This window comes from Desulfotruncus arcticus DSM 17038 (assembly GCF_900113335.1).
In the GTDB taxonomy this organism is placed as follows: domain Bacteria; phylum Bacillota; class Desulfotomaculia; order Desulfotomaculales; family Desulfallaceae; genus Desulfotruncus; species Desulfotruncus arcticus.
Genome location: NZ_FOOX01000006.1, coordinates 81,658 through 96,132 on the forward strand (window position 1 = coordinate 81,658; position 14,475 = coordinate 96,132).

11 protein-coding genes are annotated in these 14,475 nt (G+C 57.2%); 2 read left to right on the top strand and 9 right to left on the bottom strand.

Annotated elements, in window-relative coordinates:
• The first annotated feature begins 25 nt into the window (after positions 1–25).
• Together BM056_RS26175 and BM056_RS09740 are read left to right on the top strand one after the other, a co-directional pair.
• Positions 26–202 carry a hypothetical protein gene (locus tag BM056_RS26175; protein ID WP_165613456.1) on the top strand — a complete coding sequence of 59 codons (177 nt, stop codon included), beginning with the start codon at positions 26–28 and terminating at the stop codon, positions 200–202.
• A gap of 102 nt (positions 203–304) precedes the next feature.
• Complete coding sequence (locus BM056_RS09740; protein WP_131820751.1) at positions 305–532, top strand: hypothetical protein; 228 nt, start codon at positions 305–307, stop codon at positions 530–532.
• A 98-nt stretch (positions 533–630) separates the two neighbouring features.
• On the opposite strand, the gene BM056_RS09745 is transcribed toward BM056_RS09740, so the two are convergent.
• The 9 genes from BM056_RS09745 to BM056_RS09785 form a co-directional block, all read right to left on the bottom strand.
• Positions 631–918 (bottom strand): hypothetical protein, encoded by a 288-nt coding sequence (locus BM056_RS09745; protein WP_092471168.1) that lies wholly within the window; start codon positions 916–918, stop codon positions 631–633.
• A gap of 230 nt (positions 919–1,148) precedes the next feature.
• A complete protein-coding gene (locus tag BM056_RS09750) occupies positions 1,149–4,094 on the bottom strand; it encodes a VWA domain-containing protein (RefSeq protein WP_092471170.1) in 2,946 nt (981 codons plus the stop codon).
• Positions 4,084–5,928: a vWA domain-containing protein gene (locus tag BM056_RS09755; protein ID WP_092471172.1), complete on the bottom strand. Its 1,845-nt coding sequence runs from the start codon at positions 5,926–5,928 to the stop codon at positions 4,084–4,086. Before BM056_RS09755 ends, BM056_RS09750 begins: the two co-directional genes overlap by 11 nt.
• 57 nt (positions 5,929–5,985) lie before the next feature.
• Positions 5,986–6,906, bottom strand: a complete 921-nt coding sequence (locus tag BM056_RS09760) for a DUF58 domain-containing protein (RefSeq protein WP_092471174.1) — start codon at positions 6,904–6,906, stop codon at positions 5,986–5,988.
• Complete coding sequence (locus tag BM056_RS09765) at positions 6,907–7,947, bottom strand: AAA family ATPase (protein ID WP_092471176.1); 1,041 nt, start codon at positions 7,945–7,947, stop codon at positions 6,907–6,909.
• A gap of 126 nt (positions 7,948–8,073) precedes the next feature.
• Entirely contained in the window at positions 8,074–9,825 is a 1,752-nt protein-coding gene (locus BM056_RS09770; protein ID WP_092471178.1) for a DUF8809 domain-containing protein, read from the bottom strand.
• Between the two features lie 5 nt (positions 9,826–9,830).
• On the bottom strand, positions 9,831–10,913 hold the full coding sequence (locus BM056_RS09775; protein WP_092471180.1) for an ABC transporter permease: 1,083 nt from the start codon (positions 10,911–10,913) through the stop codon (positions 9,831–9,833).
• A complete protein-coding gene (locus BM056_RS09780) occupies positions 10,910–11,836 on the bottom strand; it encodes an ABC transporter ATP-binding protein (protein ID WP_092471182.1) in 927 nt (308 codons plus the stop codon). Before BM056_RS09780 ends, BM056_RS09775 begins: the two co-directional genes overlap by 4 nt.
• The gene (locus BM056_RS09785; RefSeq protein ID WP_092471184.1) at positions 11,833–14,403 is read right to left on the bottom strand and encodes a DUF4350 domain-containing protein; all 2,571 of its coding nucleotides are present in this window, start codon (positions 14,401–14,403) and stop codon (positions 11,833–11,835) included. The genes BM056_RS09780 and BM056_RS09785 overlap by 4 nt, the downstream gene beginning before the upstream one ends.
• Positions 14,404–14,475 lie beyond the last annotated feature (72 nt).

Sequence of the window (14,475 nt, forward strand, 5' to 3'; positions counted from 1 at the left end):
AGGCGAAGAAGCGAAAAACCAAAGGATGGATCGGCAAACAGCCCCTATACCAGAGGATGCCAAAGAGGAGCTGTGCGCGGGAGAAGCCCTGCACCTATGGGACCACCTAACCTACCGGAACGATAATATTGAGATGACGCAGACCTTCATCGCCCTCGCCAAAGACAGTGACTTCAAGCTGTTTCTGGAAAGAGACGTATAGACACTTTTGAAACAGGCGAGGATGCTTGAAAAGGAGCTTGTCCACTTCAGGGTTCCCTTGCCAAACAGGCCCCCCAATGTGATGCCATCGAGAGCCCCCACCATGTTAATGGATGACGATAATATTTTTAGATGGGTTTTCCAAGGAATCCAGGGTGCACTATTGATGCACCCCCAGGCTCTGATAGAGTGCACACACAATGACCGAATCAGAAACATCTTTAAGGAACTGCTCTTTAGCGAATTAGAGATGCTGGCGTCAACGATCAAATACGGTAAACTGAAGGGGTGGCTGAACCCGGCTCTCCACTACGGAATGCTGCGAACTTAAACAAAGAGAATGTCAAGGGGACGAGGTTGTTGACACCCTTAAACTTAAGCAAATAACCCTGCCTATTTAGGGCAGGGCCAATAGTTTCATTAAGACATTTACGCAGTAACTTTAACAGATTCCCGCATTTTAAAATCATGCTTGCCCCATGTGCTTAAATCCACCGTCTGCAGTATTATCCCCGTTGTCCGAGACATTTCATCCTCCGTTAGTTCTCCCATGGATACAGATACCGGCAGTTGCATTTCCCGCCCGTCACGCACGACCGTCACGGCTAATTGCACCCTACCCCTATTCTCGTCAAAGCATACAATGTCAAGTCCCGAAATTCTGGGATCTCTGCTAACCAGCTCGGCCTCTATTCGGTTTAACAGGCCCTCTAACATTACTAACACTCCCCGTCATAGATACTTTATATTAATCTATAAAAGATGGCATCTTTTGTTTTATTTTTTCCGTTAAAAAGACAAATAAAGCAGTTCAGCGGGGATAAAACAGTATCAGTATTTGCAAAAACCGCTTAACGTTCAATCCATGCAATTTATTGCAAATAACGAACATTGGTGCAAAATACCAAAAAGCCCTCCTTCCCGGCAAGCTGGGAAAGAGGGCTTTTTTATTCTTTAAACCCGCGCCGTTTGGCGTTAAGCAAACGGGACGCAGTAGCTTCCTTTTTGGTTTCCTTTTTAGTATCCTTGTTGCCGCTTTGGGCTTGCTCCTTCTGGGGACCGGCGGAGATTGTATTCTTTTCGCTAGTATTATACAGATCTTTTTCATCCGCCGGCGCATCACCGGTACTCGCTTCGCCAGTACTGTTAAACGGTTTTTCCGTACCCACCTTTTCCTGTCTCTTACGGCGCAGATTTTGAACCGCAGACAGGGTTTCATCGGCCCAGGCCGGTTTATTCCCGCTGGACGCACGACGAGGCAGCAGTTTTTGCAGCAGCCTTTGCCGGTAGCGCCGCAGGGTGGCACGTTCTTCGGCGCCGATGATCAAACGTCGTCCTGCCACATCACCCAGCCAGATAACGGCTGCCAGGGCCAGCAACAGCGGCGTCAGGTCGCGCCGGGCTTTCACCGGAGGCAGATTGGTTAAAAATGCCTGCTCCGGTTTTTCCAAAACCGCACCTCCGCCTGCCCGGGCAATGGCCTGCAGTGCATTGCCGTCAACGCCGGTTTCCTTATATTCAGTGGAGTACGGCACCACAGCCCCGCCGAGGGCCAGCATTTGACTTGGTTCCTTGTCGCCGCCGGCTATCGCCACCAGGTAGGCTCCCGGTTTTCCGGCCGGCTGCCGGGCCGAGTAGCGGCCAGGGCCATCGGGTTTTAGCGGAACAGTTACGGTATCCCCCTCGGGTCCGGTAACCAGGGCTTTTAGGTCCCGCACTTCCTGCCAACCGCTGGAATCCTCAACTTTAACCTGTAAATCACGCCCCGATAAGCCGGAACCTGGTATTACATTGGCCTGCACGTGTAGAGAATCTGTGGTATCCGCCGGCAAAATCCAGGAAAGCACATTCCCCCACAGCCTGGGGAACACCGCTCCCAGCCACTCGGTGCTCCAGCGCCCGCCTGCGTCCGGAGTCCAGGCCACAGTCCGGCCCAAGCCGTACTGCCATGCCGCCAGCACCGGGTCGCCCCGGGGTGATACCAGCAGCGTTTCCGCTAATTCCTTGGGCGAAACTGTAATGTAGCCATGCAGGGGAGGCACTTGCTCCAAGCTGCGCAATAGAGGGTTCCAATCCGCAACCCGGGGGTAAAACGCTTCGTTTACGGCGAAACTTCTGGTGGCCATTAAGGTTTCTTTAGTAAAGATTGACGGGATGCTGTCCGCGTCAGCAGTGGCGTAAAATCTGCCCCGGCCCAGTTCAGACAGGGCTTTAAGCATTCCGGCGTCAGCTTCGGCACCCACCGCCACGGTACTTAAACTAATCCCTCCAGCCCGCAGATCAGCCAGCAGTGACTGGTAATCTCCGCCGCTGGCCGACATCCCGTCAGTTAGCAGAATAATGTGCTTAACTTGGGTCGGCAGATCGCGCAGAGCCTGATACGCCGCCAGCAGGGGCGGATAAATCTCGGTCCCGCCATCGGCCTGGATGCTGCCAATTAACTGCTGCAATTTTTCTTTGTCTTCAACCGGCCCCGGCGGCACCACCCACCAGGGCATAGCGTCAAAAGCCACAACCCCAACCTGGTCCCGTTTGGTGAGCACGGAAATACTGCGGGCGGCGGCATCCCTCGCCAGGGCTATTTTCTCGGCGCCACCCGCCATTCCGGCCATGCTGCCGGACTTATCGATCACCAGCATCAACCCGAGTGAGGGCATTTCGCCCCGCCCTTTAATATCCATACTCACGGGCAGAGCACGTTCCAGCGCTGTTCCGGCATAGCCGCCGGGACCAAATGAGTCGGGCCCGCCTGTCATCACCAGCCCGCCGCCCACATCCCGGACGTACGTCTCCAGTTCACTCATAACCTGTTCGCCCAGGGTGTAAGCCGGTACATCCAGCAGAAATACCGACTGGTATTGGGCCCAGGCGGCAATACCCCGGGGGGCGGCCGCCGGTTCCTTGATCTCCACCTCAACCCGTCCCGATGCCCGCAGCGCGCCCGCTATACTTTGCGCCTGACCGGCATCCTCCGCCAGTACCAGAACCCTGGGGGGGCCGGAAACTTCCTGAATCCCGCCGGTTTCGTTGTTGGCGGCAAAGGCGTCGGCAGCCCGGTCCCGGGGTACCAGCTTAACCCGGTAGCGGTGCAGTCCGGCTTCCCCCGCAGGCACCGACAGGGTTAACCTGTTCTCCCCGGGCTTTAACTGCACCGGCCTGGTGTCCAGCAGTTGATCATCCCGTTCGAGGTAAAGGTCACCCTCTGCAGCCATATCTGATGTTATCGCAAGCTCAACCAGGGTATTTTCACCCACCCTGGACTGGGGTGACAGATATAGCGAGTCCAGACGGATATCGGGACCTGCCGGGGCTCCCGCGGGAACAACATCCACCCGCACCCCCTCGGCGTGCAGGGTCCGGGCCGCAGCCACAGCATCGCCGCCGGTGTCCCGGCCGTCCGTAACTAAAACCACTCTTCGCCTGGTATCCTGGGGTAATATTGAACGCGAAAAACGCAGCGCCTCACCAATCTCACTGGATTCCGGGCCCGGATCGGTGGCAGCGCGGTAAAAGGACGGCCGCCCGCCGGGCGGCTCTTCCACCAGCGCCTGCCGGCCAAAAGAAACTACACCGGCTACGGCACCGGCAGGTTTTTTCCCCAGCGCGTCCCTAATCCACTGTTCGCCCTTGCCAACCGCAGAGCCTACGCTGTCTGAGACATCCAGGGCCAAGACCACCGCCTGCCGGTTGACCGTACTGACAAAACCGGGGCCGGTCAGAGCGGCAACCAATAAAAACAGCAGCACCATACGGGTGTATAACCTACGCCGCTCCCTCTGCTTGTGGCTGCCGGAACCCGGCATTTGCAGCCAGGGCCGCCTGAGGCGCCAGGCCAGCCAGATCAGCAGCGGCAGGAGCAGCCACCACAGGGGCTCACTAAAACTAACGCCCACGGCTGGCCACCCCCCACTCAACCATTATCAGCAGCAGGGCCGCCAGTGCCAGCAGCTTCATCAAAGGCAGCGGCCGCCTCGCCTGTTCACTTTGTTTTTCACCGGACTCAGTACTTCCTGCTGTCTGTCGCGGATCGTTCACCTTGAGCTCCGACTCCATGGAGCTGTAGCCGTTTACGGCAATTTCATGTATTGAGCTGCCGCCCTCCCGGTAGGCAATCACCCGGTACAAGCCCGGTTCGCCCGGCACCCAGGGTGAGGGCGGAAAAGGCGGGGCAATATCTTCAGCAGTTCCGCTCTGTGCTTTAACCACTATACTTGTAGCCAGAAACGGGGAAACAATTCCCACCTCGTCTCCAGGACGGACCGGCCCGGACACGCCAAGGGACGGCGGCACCAACCAGTCTATCGTGTTTTGGAGCAAAACCGGAAAAGCAGGGCGCAGCGGCAGGTCGGAGCGATGCAGGTTAACTGACCAAAAAGCCAGCCTTCTTCCTTCCGCCTCGCCATGGACAAATAAATTATCATTGCCCGATTTAATATCCGGCTGCCATTCCGAACCTGTTTGTAGGGTCCGGGCATCACCGGTGTTTACCCCTGCCAAATCAACATATTTCACCAGCGGACTGCCCTGCGCCGCGGACAGTTCAACCTGCCCCGAAGAGGCGCCCACAACAAGACCCGGCACCGGTTCTCCCGCCGGCGGATCCAGCAGCAGCGCCGCACCGGGCGGCAGCGGGCTGGATAGGCCGTCCAGCACCGTTAGATCATAAGGATATTCTCCGCCAAGCAACAGGCGATATCTTGACGCATCCGCCATGTATACCTCCGAATCAGGCACCAGGCCCAGAGCGTGCTCCAAAAATATATTTCCTCCTGTAACCAGCAAGATTTTACGTTTTGTTTTTTGTTCCGATACCGCCCAGGCACTGTTATCCATTTCCAGCAAATCCATCTCCGGCCGGTCCGGTTTTAGCTCCGCCGACACACTAACTCCCGCAGGCAGGTCGGACCACAGCAAATATTGAACCTGCCCGGGAGGCAGCTTAAATTTTCGGCTTCCCGCCGGGTAATTGCCCGTCATCAGTGAGACTACGCCCGATGCCTCCTGCGCTCCACAGTTGACTACCGTTACTTGAGCGGCCTGGCCGTTGCCGGCGGCACGTAGATTTATCGAACCAATGGCAATATTGGCGTCACCTTTGCCGACAGGAATGAAATCGAAGGTTGAAGCAGCACCTGCCGGCAGGTTTACCCCGCCGTCACTCACCAGCACCAGCTGCGGCTTGTCGTGCTGCCTGGCCAGGGCCTGGGCCAGCGTTACGGCCTGTCCCGCATCCCCTTCGGCTGCCGAAGGGGAAATGCTCTGTAACGCCCGGCTCACTTCCCGCGAGTCCGCTACGTCCTTGACCACTACCCTGGACTGCCGGTCAAAGGCAATCACGGTGATGGTGGAATCGCCGCGCAGCCCCGCCGCCAGCGCTTCCACCTCCTGCCGGGCCAGATCGAAGCGCGTTCCGTCCCCTTCCCTGGCCCTCATGCTGGCCGAAGTATCCAGCAGCACAATGGTGTCGCGGGAAGAAGCCTGGGCCAGCCAGACCGGCCCCATCGCGGCCAGCGCCAATAATAACGCAGCCAGCAGCTGCAGCCAGAGCAACAGGCGCGATTGCAGCCGCTGCCAGGGCTTGCTGGCTTCCAGGTCGGCGGCAGCCGTGCGCCACAGCAGTGTACTGGGCACCTGAACCTGTTTTCTCCTTGGCCGTAATATGTAAAGGGCCAGTATGGCCGGTACGGTCAGCGCCAGCCACCATAGCCCCGCATTACTAAAAAACACCTCGACACCTCCCGGGGGTCAGGCTTAAACCAACCATAATATCAAAATCCACTAACCTTATGTTCCTTTGCTTAATATCCCGTTTAGCGGCAGATGGCGGAAAAGGGTTTCCGCCAACGGCTTGCCACTGCTTATGCTTACCCGGCGGACACCCCACCGGCGACAGCTGTCATCCAGTTTCTTAAAAAATTCATCCAGCCGCTCTCGATAAGCACGTAATGCCGCAGGAGTCAGGGAAACCTCCACCCGCTCGCCCGACTCCATGTCCTGCATGGTCCATTCCCCCTCACCCGGCGGTTCAAGTTCACCCGGGGCAAGGATGTGCAGCAGGGTGCAGACCATACCCCTACCGGCGGCCAAACGCAGCATTTCCTCCACACCCGGCGGGTCCAGCAGGTCGGAAAACACCAACAAAGATGTTGCACCGGGAACAGCGGCAATGCCGGTTTGAAGACACTCTTTTAGTGCCGTCCCCCCGCTAAATTGGGTTTCACTCAGCCAATTCCAAAAAACCGGTAAGGAATCTCTACCACTGCAGGGGTAAGAAACCCTTCTGGCCTGGCTATTGCCGGCCAGTTGATCTAAAGACCCGGCCACTGAGGACAACCGGTCGTTTCCGTATACAACACAGACACCGAGCGCAGCAGCGAGCTGCAATGCATAGCTGCCTTTATGCGTTTCCCCTTCTCCCCAATCCATGGAGGCGCTGGTGTCCACAACGAAAAGAACAGAGTCCTGGCGTTCATCCAGAAACTCTTTAACGTAAAGCCGTCCCAACCGGGCATAAGTTTTCCAGTCAACCCGGCGGGGTTCATCTCCCGGGGCATACTCCCTGTAATCGGCAAATTCAACCGCACCGCCTTTGACGGGCGAGCGCCTGCCGCCGGCATAACCACCGGCAACCGGCCGCTGCCGAATCAATCTGTAGCTTTCCAGACGGCTAATCAGGCCAGGGTCGGGTAAAAAATTTTTAACCACTTAAATATCACCAGCCTGACCCCGGATGAGGGTATCGGGGGTGATGCCGTCGGCGGCGGCTTCAAAGTTTAGCAGCAGCCGGTGGCGCAAGGAGGCCGCAGCTACTTTGCGAATGTCGTCGTAGCCCACGCTGGCACGCCCGGCCCGGAAGGCTTCCGCCCTGGCCCCCAGCAGCAGCGCTTGCAGTCCCCGGGGACCCGAACCGTAGCGCACGTAGCGGCGCACCTGCTCGGAAGCTTCCGGGCTGTCGGGTCGCGTGGCCAGCACCAGCTGTACGGCGTAATCCATGATCTCCCGAACCACCACCACCTTGCGCACCAGCTGCTGCCACTGCAGCATTTCCCCCGGTTCGAGAACTTTTTTAATCTCGGGATTAGCTGCACCCGTGGTAAGGTTACCAATAGCTGCCAACTCTTCCGCCGTGGGAAATGCAACGTTGATTTTAAATATAAACCGGTCCAACTGGGCCTCGGGCAATGGGTAGGTGCCTTCCATTTCCAGCGGGTTTTGGGTTGCCAGTACAAAAAAAGGTTCCGGCAGCGGGTGGCCGACGCCACCCACAGTTACGGTTTTTTCCTGCATCGCCTCCAGCAGGGCGCTTTGGGTCTTGGGCGTGGCCCGGTTGATTTCATCCGCCAGCAGAATATTTGAAAATACAGGCCCCGGAATGAATTTAAAGGGTTCCCCGGTCGACCTGGCGTCATAGATCTGGGTTCCTGTAATGTCGGCCGGCATTAAATCCGGCGTAAACTGGATGCGCCGAAAGCCCAGTCCCGTTACCCCGCCAATAGTTCGGACCAGTGCCGTTTTACCGAGGCCCGGCACTCCTTCCAGCAGCACATGGCCTCCGGCCAGCATGGCTATGAGCACCTGGTGTACGACATCTTTTTGCCCGATGATGACAGCGCCGATGGCGTCTTCTATTTCCTGCAGCCGCCGCCCCGCCTTTTCCAGTGCCTCGCGCACTGCAGCATCACCTTTGGCGGCTAATGCATCAGCGCCGGCATTAAGCGGGTTATCCTCTATAAGCTCTTTAACCATTTATCTTCCCTCATTGTTTATCAAATTCCAAGACTCCCACTTCTATAAGTGGGAGTTCCTATTTTTACTTCAGGTGGGGTAGAATCCCCATCTGAAGCCCCGATGTTCAGCTTTAGCTGAACGAGTTCACTCCGCAGTTCCGTCACCAAGGGAACTGAAATAGCGCCAGACCAGATTTTCCATCTCCGGCGGCAGCGGTGCCCGGCTAATGGATTCATGGGCTTCAGCCATGTATTGCCCGTAAACCTCTTGATAGGGCCGCAGCGCTCCCAAAGTGGTGGGTGAGCTTTCCAGGCTGACCTCATTGCCGGATTCTCCCTGGCGGACCTGGCCTGCAACCTGACTCTTTTCGCCCTCACCGGGCAAAAACGGGGTATAGACCATATTAAGCCCGCCACCCGTCCTGCCTGCGCCGGACCCGCCGCCGCCCTGTCCGCCGCTCCCCGTACCGCTGCCATTACCGGAATTGCCGGAGCCTGCGCCATTTTGGCCGCCCTGGCCGCTGCCGCCGTCTCCGTCACCGCCGGTACCGCTGCCATCACCAGCACCGCTGCCTGATGAGTCTGCATCAGAAGCAGCGCCGGAAGCGGCCGCAGCACCACCGGCACCGCTCATCGCACCACTGCCTGCCGAGGCCAAGCCCGTATTGCCTGACACTCCACCGCCGGCCAGCCCGCTGGCCAAAGAGGCCATTGAAGCCGAGGCGCTGCCCAGCGCCGCTCCCGCGCCGGCCGTTTGCGCCGCATTGGCCAGAGCACCGGACAGCGCTCCCGCCGCCGCAGCCAGGCCGGAGTCTTCCTGTCCGGCAGCAGTCCCGGATGTTCCTTCTGACTTCTGTTCTGTGTCCAATGCTGCGTCAGCCGCATCTTTCAGCGCCTGCTGCAAATTCCGGTCGCTCACTGCTCCGGCTCCGCTATAAAGGGCGGCGGCCATTTGTTTTCTTTCCCCGTCACCTGTTTTTTGCATAGCTTGCTCCAGGGCTTGCACCGCCCGGTCTATTGCTTCGGGGTCGCCTTTCTGTATTGCTCCGGACAGCCCCTGCCATTCTTTACCGCTCATATTGCCCCAGTCGGCTGCCAGGCGTTCCAAATCCTTTTTGGCTGTAGTGCCCATGACGGCCCTGGCCTGGTCCAGCTGCCAGCGGGCCATTTCCAGCTTATCAGCCGCTTCCTGCCTGTCGCCCGAATTTTTGATATCCCGGGGGAGGCTTTCCAGTTGCTTTTTCACATCATTGGTGAGAACATTATTTCCTTTGATTTTAACGTCCTTAACCAGCTCAACCGCATGGCGCGCTTCTTCAGCCGCCAGTTTAAGGGCTTCCCGCTCCTGGCGGACTGACATCCAGTATGAGGCCAGCGGGTTGGGCAAAAAAGTATAGGCTAGCAACATGGCGGCAAGCAGCGCCACTCCGCCCCATGACTTGCGCCGGGCAACTGCATAGCCCGTCGCCAGGGCCGGGCTCATTTCTTTACAATCGGTCACGCTATCGTTCTTAGCCGCCAGAGCCCAAGCATCACCGGGTCCTTTTTCCAGTAATCTGTAAGCTGTGACGGCTGAGCCGTTTAACCCGGTGAGATCCGCAACGTTAACCAGGGTTAGGGCATCAGGACGCAGGAAAATTCGCAGCCCTGCCACCAGCAGGGTCACGGCTGCACCCAAACCGGCCGCGATAAACGCAGAAAAAAGCCAGAGCCGGGATAGGGCCAGCAGGGCCACTGCCGCTGCAATTCCCCATAATAGCGCCAGCCTGGCGCTTTCCAGCCAGTAACGCTGCATAACCTTTTGGTCCAACGGAGCCAGCGCCCGGGCCAGTTCAGGGTCGGGCCAGCCTTTCCGCTGAGGTTTTTTCAGATCCGGTTTGGGAAACTTGAATAACATCAGCATCAACTCCCGTCAGCGGTTACCGCTGCCGTCTTCCTGCGGGCGCGCCATGCGTGCCAGGGCTTGCGCGGAGTTATGGCCGCAATGGCAATAACCAGTGACAGCAGGGTCAATACCACCTGGTTCAAGGCAAACCAGGCCCAGTAGGGCCAGGCCGCCAGCCCTTTCGGTTTGTTTTTTTCTTCTCCGGCGGCACTTCCGGAGCCACTTACCGATATCGATGTCGAACTATAGCTATAGCCCATTTTCATAGCGTATTCACGCATCTGCCGGGGCTGAAACTGCATCATCAGCTCATTCATCACCGTACTGATCAGGGGGATGCCCCTGCCGGTGCTGATATCGCCGGCCCCCGGCATGGCATCGGTCAGCGCGGATAACGGGCTCATAAAAACATACCAGGGTATGCCCGGGAGCTCAAAATTCGGGTCACCCGGATATTGAGGCTCGGCGTAACGGTTTCCACCGGCTGTTATACCGGCCACCACCAGTGAGCCAAAGATAAGCAGGAATACCAGCACCAGCGAAACAATAGTGGCAGCCTGGCTTTTTTTAATCACCGCGGAAAGACATAATCCCAGCGCACCGTAGCCAAGGCCGGTAAGCATACAAACAAGCACACCCATTAGCATATCTGCCGGAGGAATGCCCCCGAACAGGAATACCACCGCCATCGCCGGCAGGGCGGCAATAACCAGAAATAAAAGGTAGGCCACCGAGGCAAGCCACTTGCCGAGCACGATACCGGTGAGTGAAGCCCTGGTCACCAGCAGTAAATCATAGGTTCGCCTTTCACGTTCGCCGCTGATGGCGCTGGCCGCCACCGCGGGAGCGATAAAAGAGAGTAACAGCACCAATCCGAAAATAAGGAGGCCATAAAAAGACAGTCCCACTGTGGGATAAATATAACTGTTCTTATCAAGGTTGAGCCACAGGAAAGCAACAGTGCCGCCGCTCATCAAACCCAGATAAACCGTCAGCAGCAGCGGTGAGCGCCATCCTCTGGTGCGGGAACGCATTTCCTTGCTTAACATAGGCACCAGACCATTGCTCAGTCCTGCCCAGAAATTCTTCATTATACTCATACCCCGTTCACCTCCCGGGCCAGCTGGATAAATGTATCTTCAAGACTCTGCTCGGTCTGGGCGAAATGAACCACCTGGACCTGTGAGCCCACGATTTCCCTCAACAAAGCAGCCACGTCGTCCGAACCGCCGGACAGCTGGAATTCAACTTGATTTATTGCCGAGCTGAGGATTCCCGCACCCGGCCACCCTTCGATGATTTCAGCGGCAGCTTCCACCGTCCCGTTGCAGCGTAAGATAAATTTCCTCACCCGGTCCCCGGCCAGCATATCGCTTAGCGGCCCCTGCCGCAGCAGCCGCCCTTCCCTGATCATCCCCACGTGGGTGCACAGGTCGGCCAGCTCGGAAAGAATATGGCTGCTGATAACGATGGTCTTGCCCAGGCGGCATAATTCCCTTAATATTTCCCGCATTTCCACCCGGGCCAGGGGGTCAAGCCCGCTGGCCGGTTCGTCCAGCAGCAATACCTGCGGGTCGTGGATCAGAGACCGGGCCAGACACAGGCGCTGCTGCATGCCACGGGAAAGCGTATCCACAAAGGCATCCCGCTTATGCCCAAGCTCAACCAGCTCCAGCAAGTCATCCCGCAGCTTCCGCGCCGTTTCCCCTTTAATGCCGTAGGCGGCGGCGTAAAACAGCAGGTATTCGCCCACCCTCAGGTCATCATAGACTCCAAAGAAATCCGGCATATAGCCCACCACTTCCCTGATCCCCCGGGGGTCGCGCAGCACATCCCTGCCCGCCACTTCAGCACTGCCTTCCTCAGGGATCAGCAGCCCGGACAGAATGCGCAAAGTGGTGGTTTTGCCCGCCCCGTTCTGGCCAATGAAGCCATACACCGATCCTTCGGGAACTTCCAGATCCAAACCCTGCAGGGCCATGACCCGGCCGTACTTTTTGATCAAACCTCTGGTTATAATCACGCCTGATCACCCCCGTAAGCCACTGTAGGCGGCAGCATGTAAAAGCCCGTACCTTTGCCGGGGTCGCCGCCGGTAACCCGCAGCGTTATTTCACCATCCGGCAAGGCGTAATCACCTGTTAAAGTAAAAGTATCCGAACCGGAAAGAGTTTGCCAGGCTTCGTGCCCCGGATGATAGATTTCCAGCACGCCGTCCGGGATCGACGTCGGTTTCGGGGCCGGCGGCCCCATCCCCTTGCTGCTTCCCTGCACCGGGAGATAAACCATATGCACGGTAACTTCTTTGACACTGGTTTGTGACCCAAACTGGGGCTTAAACATAAAGCTGATTGAACCGCCCTCCAGGCCCATCAGATTATTGTAGCCGGACCACCCCCTTACCTGGGAGTCAATAACTTCGGGCACCACCAGTCCCGCCGGAATATTAAAGCTGCCGGCAGGTATTTCTATTTCCGGTCTAAGCACAAACATGGTCAGGTAGAACGGTGCGCGGGAGATCCCTTTTAGTCCCGGGTCCCCGGCCGGGCTGTCGCTCCAGGCCAGTACGGTCAGAGGCCAGCCCGTCTCCATGGGGCCGTTCCGCATAACGTTACCCATCCAGTTTTCCATTAAATTGGCCCTGCGTTGCTCCTCAACGGTCATTTGCCTGTCCGGAGCAGGCGATGGCATCCCCGGTTGCGGCGGCTGCGGCGGACCGTCCGGATACATGAAAACCTGCCAGGAAGAGGGATAACTCGGTCCCGGGTTGCCCTGGGGGTTATATTGCGGAGCTGTGACTTTCATTTCCACCCCGGCTTCGTCACCCGGCTGCAAATCGCCCACCACCCGGTAATCCGAGCCATAGAAAAATGCAGCGTGATCCAGCTTGAGCCCGGTATCATTTTTAATTTTACCAACTAATTTATTACCATCTACCTCTACGGTGGCGCTAAGCCCTTTGGCTATGGCAGCCGCCTGGTCGTCTCTAAAGGAAATGGCCCGCAGATTCCACTGCGAAGCGTCGCTAAAACGCACCATCAGGTCGGATCCCCTAATAACGCTGTAAGGCGGGTCTTCATCCTCATTCATCATATCCGGCGGACGCCCGCCCATGGGCTGCACCATAACGGACCGGTCGGAATCTTTCATTACTGCATCAAAAACCGGTACGGTAGGAGCAAAATAACCCACTGCGGTATAGCCTGCAGGGCTTGTGCCGTCCCGGCTGTCCAAAACCTGCACCACGTTGACCAAAACCTTGCCGCCGGATTGCAGCATATACCCGTAGACTGCTCCGGCAAAAAGTACAGCCAGCAGCGGCACCGCCACCCAGGTGTATTCCGGGCGGCGCATGCGCCTCAGCACAAAAAACACTCCGGGGCCGGCCAACAGCAGAAAGGCCAATAAATACAAACCCACAGGCCGCCAGCCCGGAAAGGCATTAACCGGCATATTATTGGTGTTTCCCACCAGGCTGCTGAGCTTATAATCATTGCCGGTGTTATAATATTTTTCCTGATCGGTTGGGGTTAAAAACTTTTGCCATAACGCGTTGCCCATCGCCCCGGCTTGCCAGGGCAATTGATTAGGATCAAAGGTAAATACGGTAATTCCACCGTCCCCCAGGACATACTGCAAACCCAACGGCTTTTCCTTGGGTCCCCAGGGTGTACCGTGGCCGGAGAGAATGGCGGCAGGCGCGGCAGCACCGGGCTCGCTGCTGTTAAGCCACTGAGCAGCGGCCTGCCAGCCGGACTGCGGCTCAATTTGTTTAACATTGATGTCAATGATGTTGTCCGGCAGGACCGACAGGGACTCGTTAATTTCCAGCCCCCCGCTTAAAACCAGCTGGCCGCCGCTTTTTACCCACTCCACCAGGGCGCTGCGCTGTTCATCACTGAGGGATAAAGCACCTTTGGCGGTAACCAAAATTTGATTGAAGGCGTTTAACTCATCTCCCCGGCGGGGGAACAGTTCAGCGGTTAATTCCAACACCATTGGTGACCTGGGCACGCCGTCTGGCATAGTCACCCGCACCCGTTCCAGGGCGGCCGGAATCTGCCCCAATACGCCCACCGCCCCAGGCATAGGGCCATTGACTACTGCCGCGGTACTTTTTTGACTAACCCTGGCGACTTCCTGACTGCCGGCTTTAAAAACAAAATCAGTCCGGCTGTTCGGCCCGTCGGCGGGAAACCACAGCATTACCGTCTTTTCCGCCCCGGCCGGCAGCGATACCATTTCACCGTAAGCAGACGACGGGAAAAATTTAGACGGCTGCTTGGTCCCGGGTGTTGCCCCGGGCTGTGCCGGAAGCGTATACGATTGATAATTAATTGCTTCAATCGTGCCGGAAAGATCGTTTTTCCCGGTATTCTTTAGATTAACCACGGCGGGCGCGTACCTGCCCGGCACCACCTTACCCTGCCAGCCAAGCTCCACCTTGATTTGAACCGGGCTGTCATCCGGCTTGGCCCAGGCCAAACCAGGCGCAATAAGGAACATAAACAATAAAAGGATGGCCGTTACCACATGCGGCCACCCGCAAACCTTGGTTTTTAATAAATACCGGCAACTCAACTCATTCAAACACACACACCCCCGGAGCTTTGTTCTATAACAAATGACGTTAATCACTACCTTTTAGTTCCTGGAAAGATA

Bases quoted from the DNA above. Each gene is read 5' to 3' on its own strand.
- BM056_RS26175 (WP_165613456.1), top strand. From the start codon at position 26: ATGGATCGGCAAACAGCCCCTATACCAGAGGATGCCAAAGAGGAGCTG.
- BM056_RS09740 (WP_131820751.1), top strand. From the start codon at position 305: ATGTTAATGGATGACGATAATATTTTTAGATGGGTTTTCCAAGGAATC.
- BM056_RS09745 (WP_092471168.1), bottom strand. From the start codon at position 918: ATGTTAGAGGGCCTGTTAAACCGAATAGAGGCCGAGCTGGTTAGCAGA.
- BM056_RS09765 (WP_092471176.1), bottom strand. From the start codon at position 7,947: ATGGTTAAAGAGCTTATAGAGGATAACCCGCTTAATGCCGGCGCTGAT.
- BM056_RS09770 (WP_092471178.1), bottom strand. From the start codon at position 9,825: ATGTTATTCAAGTTTCCCAAACCGGATCTGAAAAAACCTCAGCGGAAA.
- BM056_RS09775 (WP_092471180.1), bottom strand. From the start codon at position 10,913: ATGAGTATAATGAAGAATTTCTGGGCAGGACTGAGCAATGGTCTGGTG.